4 protein-coding genes are annotated in these 7,845 nt (G+C 54.0%); 1 reads left to right on the top strand and 3 read right to left on the bottom strand.

Annotated features, from left to right (window positions below):
• Positions 1-314 precede the first annotated feature (314 nt).
• The 3 genes from A6X21_RS11240 to A6X21_RS11250 all read right to left on the bottom strand — a co-directional run bounded on the left by A6X21_RS11240 (position 315) and on the right by A6X21_RS11250 (position 3,607).
• A complete protein-coding gene (locus tag A6X21_RS11240) occupies positions 315-794 on the bottom strand; it encodes a hypothetical protein (protein WP_068847900.1) in 480 nt (159 codons plus the stop codon).
• Positions 795-1,229: 435 nt separating this feature from the next.
• Complete coding sequence (locus A6X21_RS25030; RefSeq protein ID WP_205847455.1) at positions 1,230-1,514, bottom strand: hypothetical protein; 285 nt, start codon at positions 1,512-1,514, stop codon at positions 1,230-1,232.
• 11 nt (positions 1,515-1,525) lie between these two features.
• Positions 1,526-3,607 carry a prenyltransferase/squalene oxidase repeat-containing protein gene (locus A6X21_RS11250; protein ID WP_068847902.1) on the bottom strand — a complete coding sequence of 694 codons (2,082 nt, stop codon included), beginning with the start codon at positions 3,605-3,607 and terminating at the stop codon, positions 1,526-1,528.
• A 628-nt stretch (positions 3,608-4,235) separates the two neighbouring features.
• On the opposite strand from A6X21_RS11250, the gene A6X21_RS11255 reads away from it, so the two are divergent.
• Entirely contained in the window at positions 4,236-7,655 is a 3,420-nt protein-coding gene (locus A6X21_RS11255; RefSeq protein WP_110766456.1) for a PVC-type heme-binding CxxCH protein, read from the top strand.
• Positions 7,656-7,845: the final 190 nt, after the last annotated feature.

Consider the following 7,845-nt stretch of genomic DNA (forward strand, 5'->3'; position numbering starts at 1 on the left):
CTCGATGATGTCACAGTAACAAGCGTCAGTCGGATGTGGGGGCATATATGTTGGTCTCCTTGATTGACCTAACGTTGGAATTCACCGAAAAACAATTAGAGCAGGGTAGCCCCGGTTGAAATTCTGATTTACTGGGGGGCAAACCCAAGAGAGGTCTCTGGCAACGGCGAAAACCCAACAGAGTTCTAGCTAAACGCCTCTTATGGCCGTTCATGCGACGACGAAGCTATACTACCTGAGGCACACAAGGAACTCGAATACAAGCCACCCTGCGAACCAAATCATCGCTAATCACCAGTCGCGCCCTCGCGACACTATAGCTCTTCAGAGAATGGCGACTTTAAGTCACTACAAAGGACCTCGTTCGCATCGAAGCCAGATGTATCATCGATATCTATGAAGACACCATGCTCCTTCGTAAACGAACCTCCTTCTCTAAAAAAGAGCAGCAGGGGAGCATAAGGGGCCAGTTCATTGTTAATGCGAGTTGCGGCATCCTGATGCTCAATCGCCTTGAACCAACTCAGCATAAACAGGCAACACTTATGCTCCGCTGTAGATGATGCGAAAGACGCAATTATGTTTTGCGTCAGCGAATCGTCGCTGGACATGCCCATTGAAACAATGCCAGACAAATCAATAAACGGTGTGTCGGAGGAGATTCCTAGTCTTCGAGAGGCCATGGCTTCTCTTCTAATGAACTCTTTCATAAGTCGAGTGTGGCGATCTACCAGCGACGGATTGAAGTATCTATCTGCTGATAAGAAATTTAGGACCTCATCAAATGAATTCATTTATAGACTTTCTGTAACAGCGCTGCCACGTAGGCATGTTGGGTGGTCAATCCTGGCTCTCATTCGATAATAGCCAGAAAGTTTCACCAATCGTCCTCCATCCGCAATACCCCTCGTCGAAATAGCCGTCATGCTCAGTACGCACCACGGCTGGGCAAGACAGCAGTGGCACCTTACCAATGCATTTCACCACGTTTTACCCCAGGGTTGTGAGACACTGCTCAAAATAAATCGCTTATCCCCTTCAAAAAACTGTCGGCAATCGTGCCGGAAGCGGAGATAGCCGACGCTGATAGTGAGCGTACAATAAATGCCAACGATGACTGGAGAACTGCCAGCCGCGAAGAGTCTTGCGGTGTCGAGGTGGTTGTCTCCTGTGTACCACGCAACAGCCAGATAAAGCCCGTTGCTGAGGATACAGAAATGCGCGATCATCTAGGAAAGGCGATGCCGCACGATCATTGCAAGCAGCACGGGAATGGCAATGCCTAAGACTGGGCCACCCCAGAGCGTGATCAGGGGGTGAGGGTTGGGCTCAAAATGGCTTTGTGGAAGGTGCCAGGGCAGAAGATCTGCCGAGTGCAAATGCCCGCCAGCGGCCCAGCCTGCCAGAATGTGACCAACCTCATGTGTGAACGTCATGACCATCCAGCATACGACGAGTAACAGTAGAAACTGCAACCAGCGAATGATCAAACCGGACTGGCTCAGTGATTTCATGAAGGCTGCTCTCAAGCCCGGGTGATGCCCCCATTCGCGACATCGATCGCAGGTGATGTTCGCTGCGGGTGCATTGAGTCCGCCACTCGATCGGTTGCGCTGGGGAGGCGCGATGGTTCATCTTGACGGTGAGCCTGGGCATTTTCCGAGAGTGAAGTCAGTGTCGAACCGAGTCGCAGTGCCAGAGATTTGAGTGCACCGACTGAAAAGACCTGCGGATAAAGTTTTTCGTAGTACCAGAGTTTTGCAAAGTAAAAACCAATCGGCGTCGGCTCGCACCAGGTCTCGTTTTCAACCTTGTCGATGAGCCAGGAGGCTCCGCGATGCAAGACGTTATGGGTGGCGTCGAAGCGACAGAGCGCAATCAAGGCGAGAGCCGTTTCTTCGATACTGGCCGGTTCTCCCTCGACATCGGACTCGGCATCGGAAGTATCAGCCGTTTCTATCGATGTACCGGGCCCCCAGGCACCATCCGCATGTTGATGTCTCACCAGCCAGTCACAGCCGCGTAATGCGGCCGAGCTTCCTGCGAGACCGGCATCCGCATAGGCCAGGAGCACTCGTGATGTCCCGTACAAGGGGTTTTCATCATCGGGGCTGTGTTGATTGCCAAACCATAATGGCAGCCACGACCCATCTTCCCGCTGCGTCTTTTCGAGATATTCAAAGCCTTGCTGGATGCTTCGTTGCATTGGCTCTCGAAACTCAGGGGCAGGAACTTCAACTGCAGGTGGTCTGGAAGTGGCATCAACAGTGGCGTCGTTGAGCCTGCGTTCATATTGAATCAGCGCCCGCAGGCAATGAGCGGTAATATCGTTCGAGCTGCGGTCAAAAGGGAGTGCTCCCCAACCTCGGCAGAAGGTCGGCCAGCCACCATCGCGATTCTGCAGCTTGATCAACCACAGCGCAGCGTGATGAAGGGCCTTTTCGATCGAATGATTTTCTAAGGACACACCTGAGACCCGGTCGAGTTCCATCAGAGCCAGCATGGCTCCGGGAGTATCGTCGGCATCGGGTACACCGCCCGAGAGATTCGTCCAGGCCCAGCCGCCGGGAGCGGCATTGGTATAAGGATGAATCGTTCGATACTGCTGCATTAACAGCCAGTTGATCAGAGCATTGCGTTCGTCCGGCGAAAAAGCCTCAGCCCCCAGATGATTGATCGAAAGCGTGGTGACCCACGTTGCCAGATTGGTATCGATTGGCCAGCTTCCATCGGGCCGGACCGAATCACGAATAAATTTAAGCCCCGCCTGTGTGACGGGATGATCCACACGTCCGACACTGGCGAGGCACATGGTCACAAAACTTGTCAGTGGGGTCGCTTCGAGAAAACCACCACTTTCGGGCTGTATGCTCTGCAATTTCTGCAAAGTGCCCGGAATGGCAGCCCGCCGCACCCACCACCAGGGGTTCCACGTTCGCTGCCTCAAATGCAGCGTCTGCCCAATTGCAATCAGAGCGGGTAAGGCATACGAAACGACAGGAAGCTGAATGACCTCAAAAAAGCGATGCGGCAAGAGTGCCAGTTCATAAGGGAGTGCGGGGATCTCATTCCACGACGCCAGACCTGCCAGTGCCGCATGGGTCAGGATAGGAACTGAAAACGTGTGATCTTTCCCGTATCGATCACGAATCGCCTGAATGCCTCCTAAATCTTCGATCAAGCGGCCACTTCGCTCAATGGCGGCGTCGATATCGCTGGCGTTCAGCACCAGACTTTGTTGTCCAACAGCTTCCCGGCAAGCGACCAGCGTGGCATGAGCGAGCATGGTGGTGCTGATGTTCGAGAGACTTTTGTCAGTATCGCCCCAGCCGCCGTCGGTCAGTTGATGCTGAAGGAGCCACGCCAGGCCTTGTTCGATCAGTCGCCAGTCGCCTTCGGACTTCTCATCGAAAACCTTTTGCAGACGCCCACTGGCCTGTTGGCTTCTGGCGTACTGAAACAGGGCCATAACGGCTGTGGCTGTTGATAATGCCGAGGTCGAGAGTTCGCCTTCCCAATGGGCCAGGCCAGGTCGCACACGTTCATTCAGCAGTGCTCGAGAGGCGAGCTGCAGAGCTTGCTGAAGTTTTTGAGTGAGATCTTCCATATTCGTATTGTGGAAAGTTCATACCGCCTGCAACAGGCTGGGAAATCGCAGTCGCGCAATTTTGCTCGTTTTCTCATCACGTTTACTGGAAAAGTCTCGTACAGAAGGAAATGTTAATGGATTCAGGGAGGCAATTGTCAGAAGGGGCCTTCGGAAAATCCGGCCTTGATCCATCAGACTTTCAAACATTCGTGATTGCTTTCGCACAGGCTGATCTGGCAAACTGTCACATGAAAGTTTCTTGATATCAACCCGCCCGACTTTTCCTCCCTGGCCGCCGCCTCCCTCAACAATCAGAGATGGTCAGTCGTCATGCGCTTTCCATAAAATTAGAGTGCAGAGTGCTCTGTGTGCCATGCTTGCAGCTCTGGGCAAGCATGTTTTCACAACTCACAAGGCGACGCTGCTTTTTGGAAAACGTAGAAACAATCCGTGATTCGTTCATGAAGTTGGAATCTTTTGCTATGAAAATGGCAACTTCTGATTTTTTATGACAGAATCTTCGAGCAGAGTTGACGGTTAATGAAGAGTTGTTGCTCTCTACCCAGAATGTTTCTGTGTGCAGAGTGGATTCGAGTGATGTCGCCACGATGAGAAATCACCTTTCGTGAATTGCAGGACACTACGCATGATCTTGAAATCGATGATGACTTGGAATTTCTGGCAGAACAGCAGAGCCATCACTTCGCTGGCGGTACTAGCTGCTGCCGGTCTGGGCGGGGCTATCCTCACGGAGAGCATTTCGCTCGAATCGCTCACTGGCATGCCTCAGGTACTGGCGCAGGCTCCCGATAAAGCCCTGGCCGAGAAACTTCTGGCGACGCCTCCGCGTCCCAAGCGGCCAGCTCTTCCTGCCAGCCAGTTGCCACTGGAATTTATCGAAGGTGAGCGTATTGCCTTTCTAGGGAACAGCTTTGCCGAACGCATGAATCTGTTTGGCAATTTCGAAACGCTGTTGCACAGCAAGTTTCCTGAAAAGAAACTGGTGATTCGTAACTTTGGCCGCCCTGCGGAAGAAGTTTCCATTCATCAGCGCTCGAGCGATTACACCAATCTCGATGATCCTCAGAAGGCTTTCGGCGCAGATACATACATCTGCTTCTTTGGTTTCAATGAATCGTATGCCGGCCCGGAAGGGGTCGAAAAGTTCAAGCAGGATTACGAGAAGTTCATTAAGGAAACCACTCAGCGATATCCTCGCGACGACGCCAAGTCGCCGCCTCGATTTGTGCTGGTGACTCCACTGGCCTTCGAAGTATCCGGCGAGCCGCTGCTTCCCAAGGGTGACACCGAAAACACGAACCTCGCCCTCTATGCCCAGGCGGTTCGCGATGTCGCTGCCCAGAACAAGCTCGCCTGCATCGATGTCTTTGCTGGTTCCAAGGCCTTGTTTGATGCTCAAACAGGCCTGCAGCACACCATCAATGGCTGCCATTTGAACGAAGAGGGTGACCTGGCAGTTGCCAAACTGCTGTTTGCCAGTGCGTTCGGCCAGTCGGCACTGGGTCAAGTCAGCTCGATCAATCAGGAGCTGCGCAGTGCTGTTAACGATAAGTCGTGGATCCACCTGCAAGACTACCGCATGCTGAATGGCTGGTATGTTTACGGTGGCCGCCGGACCTGGGATACAGAAACATTCCCGCGCGAATATGTGAAGATTCGCAACATGGCCGCAGTGCGGGATCAGTACATCTGGGATCTGGCCAGTGGCAAACCCGCCTCGAAGCCCAACGACGACAACACGGGGGAACTGATTGTTCCACCCACCCGGTTTGGCAATCCCCGGCAAGCCTACTCCGAAGCCACCGAGTTGCGGTATCTGACACCGGAGCAACTGATCGCACAGACCAAGGTTCCCGAAGGCTTTGAGATCAAGGCTTTTGCTGATGAAACGATGTTCCCGGAACTCGCCAAGCCTGTGCAGCTCAACTTCGATAACAAAGGCCGGCTGTGGGTCTCCTGCATGCCCACTTATCCCCAGTGGCAGCCTGGCGACGCCAAGCCCAATGACCGCCTGATCATTCTGGAAGATGCCAATCAGGATGGCAAAGCCGATAAATGCACAGTTTTCTACGACAAGCTCCATTGCCCCACAGGTTTCGAGTTCTGGAATGGTGGCGTGCTGGTTGTCGATCAGCCGCGACTGTTGTGGCTCAAGGATACCGATGGTGACGATAAGGCCGATGTGGTTGTCCATCTCATCGATGGCTGGGCTACTGACGATACTCACCACACTTGCAGTGCCTTCGAGTGGTCGAATAGCGGCCTGCTCCACATGCTCGAAGGGATTGCCACCAGTACAACATTGGAAACCCCCTGGGGCCCGCATCGCAGTCAGGGGAATGGTGGCGCATATGTCTTTGACCCCAGATCGCAAAAGATTCGCCAGTTTGCACTCCCCGGCCAGTACAACATGTGGTGCTATGTCTTTGATGAGTGGGGCCAGGGGATTGTGGGCGATGGCACAACCGCCAATCATGCCTGGGATACTCCCCTTTCCGGTGCTCAGTTCCGGGGGCGAACCGGCCTCAATATGGTCTTCAATCAGGAAGGGATGCGACCGGCTCTGGGTTGTGAATGGCTCGTAAGCCGACATTTCCCGGAAAGCGTCCAGAAGCAGTTTACCTACGCCTGCGTGATCAACATGAACGGTATGCCCCGTTTCACCATCAACGATGATGGCGGTGGATTCGCCGGCAAGAGAATGAAGCTGACCGATGGGAAACCCGACGACCTGATTGCCTCCACTGATAAGCACTTCCGTCCGGCAGATCCTCAGATTGGCCCGGATGGTGCCTTGTGGTTTGGCGACTGGGCCAATGCGCTGATTGGTCACATGCAGTATTCTCAGCGCGATCCGAATCGCGATCATACCCGCGGTCGCATTTATCGCCTGGTGGCGAAGGATCGTCCCCTGCTGACTCCTGTGACACAGCATGGCAAGTCGATTGAAGAACTCCTTGATCAAACCAAAGTTTACGAGTGGCGGACCCGGTACCGGGCCCGTAATGAACTCAACAGCCGACCAACCCAGCAGGTGGTTGACGGCGTGAAGGCCTGGCTCGCCAAGCTCGATCCGAAGTCTGAGGATTATCCTCGCCTGCAATGCGAAGCCATGTGGGTGCTGGCCAGTCATCATCAGCATGATCAAGCCCTGATTCAGGCTCTGTTGGCTTCACCCAGTCCGAACGCGCGGGCGGCCGCCGTACACGTTGTGGCTGATTACCGCGACGAGCTTCCCGATGCGATGTCTCTGCTGATCACCGCTTCCCGCGATGAACATCCTCGCGTTCGCACGGAAGCGGCTCGTGGTTTGAGCTATTACGATAATCCTGCTGCCGCTCAGGCCGTGCTGGCAATGACTGAAAAGCCTGCCGATTACTGGGCTGACTACACCATCCGCCACGCACTCGCTGCCCACGAACCACTGTGGCGTGCGGATTACCTGACAGGGAAGATTCCTGCACCACCTCGCTCGAAAGAGATTGTGACACAGATTCTTTCCGCATCGAAATCAGGTGCAGCCGCTTTGCCGTTCATCACGACCTTGCTCAGTGCGGAACCAAAGCCTGAAGAAGAGCGAAATAAAGCGATGACGGGGCTGGCTGATCTTTCGGGAGATACCAACCGCGGCCGCGAGATTTTCGTTCGCAATTGCACTTCATGTCACAAAGTGGGGAATGGTGAAGGCCGTGAGTATGGTCCGAATCTGGCGGGTGTGGCCAAACGCATGAAGCCCATCAAGATCGTCGAATCGATTATCGATCCGAATGCGGAAGTTGATCCCAAGTACCGGGCCACGCTGCTGATTACTGCCGATGGTGTGGCGGTTTCGGGCCTGCTGGTGAAGGAAGACGACACGACGATTGAGATTTTCGATGGCAAAATTGTTCGCAAGATTGCGAAAGCCGATGTCGAAGAGCGGGCTGTTCAGAAGATGAGCAGCATGCCGGAAGGGACAGCTTCGTCAATCGCTCCTTCGGAGCTTGTGGACCTGCTGACCTACCTGAAGGCCCAGAATCAGGATGTAAAGCCCGCCACCAACTGATCCGGGCCTGAACTGTGATCCGTCGAGAACGATCCCCAGTGACGAGCACGTCGCTGGGGATTTTTTGTTGCCCTCGCAGAGACGTTCCGAAATACATTTTCGGCCGGGTGGCCGGGGTCAAACGTCTTCGTTTGCCCCATACGCACCAAGTTAAGGCGATTCGTCTTTACGAAAAGCAGAAACTCCTTCA

The organism is Planctopirus hydrillae, assembly GCF_001707835.1.
In the GTDB taxonomy this organism is placed as follows: Bacteria; Planctomycetota; Planctomycetia; order Planctomycetales; family Planctomycetaceae; genus Planctopirus; species Planctopirus hydrillae.

What these genes read in the sequence shown, in the direction of transcription:
- A6X21_RS11240 (WP_068847900.1), bottom strand. Translation starts at nt 794, where the DNA reads ATGAATTCATTTGATGAGGTCCTAAATTTCTTATCAGCAGATAGATAC.
- A6X21_RS25030 (WP_205847455.1), bottom strand. Translation starts at nt 1,514, where the DNA reads ATGAAATCACTGAGCCAGTCCGGTTTGATCATTCGCTGGTTGCAGTTT.
- A6X21_RS11250 (WP_068847902.1), bottom strand. Translation starts at nt 3,607, where the DNA reads ATGGAAGATCTCACTCAAAAACTTCAGCAAGCTCTGCAGCTCGCCTCT.
- A6X21_RS11255 (WP_110766456.1), top strand. Translation starts at nt 4,236, where the DNA reads ATGATCTTGAAATCGATGATGACTTGGAATTTCTGGCAGAACAGCAGA.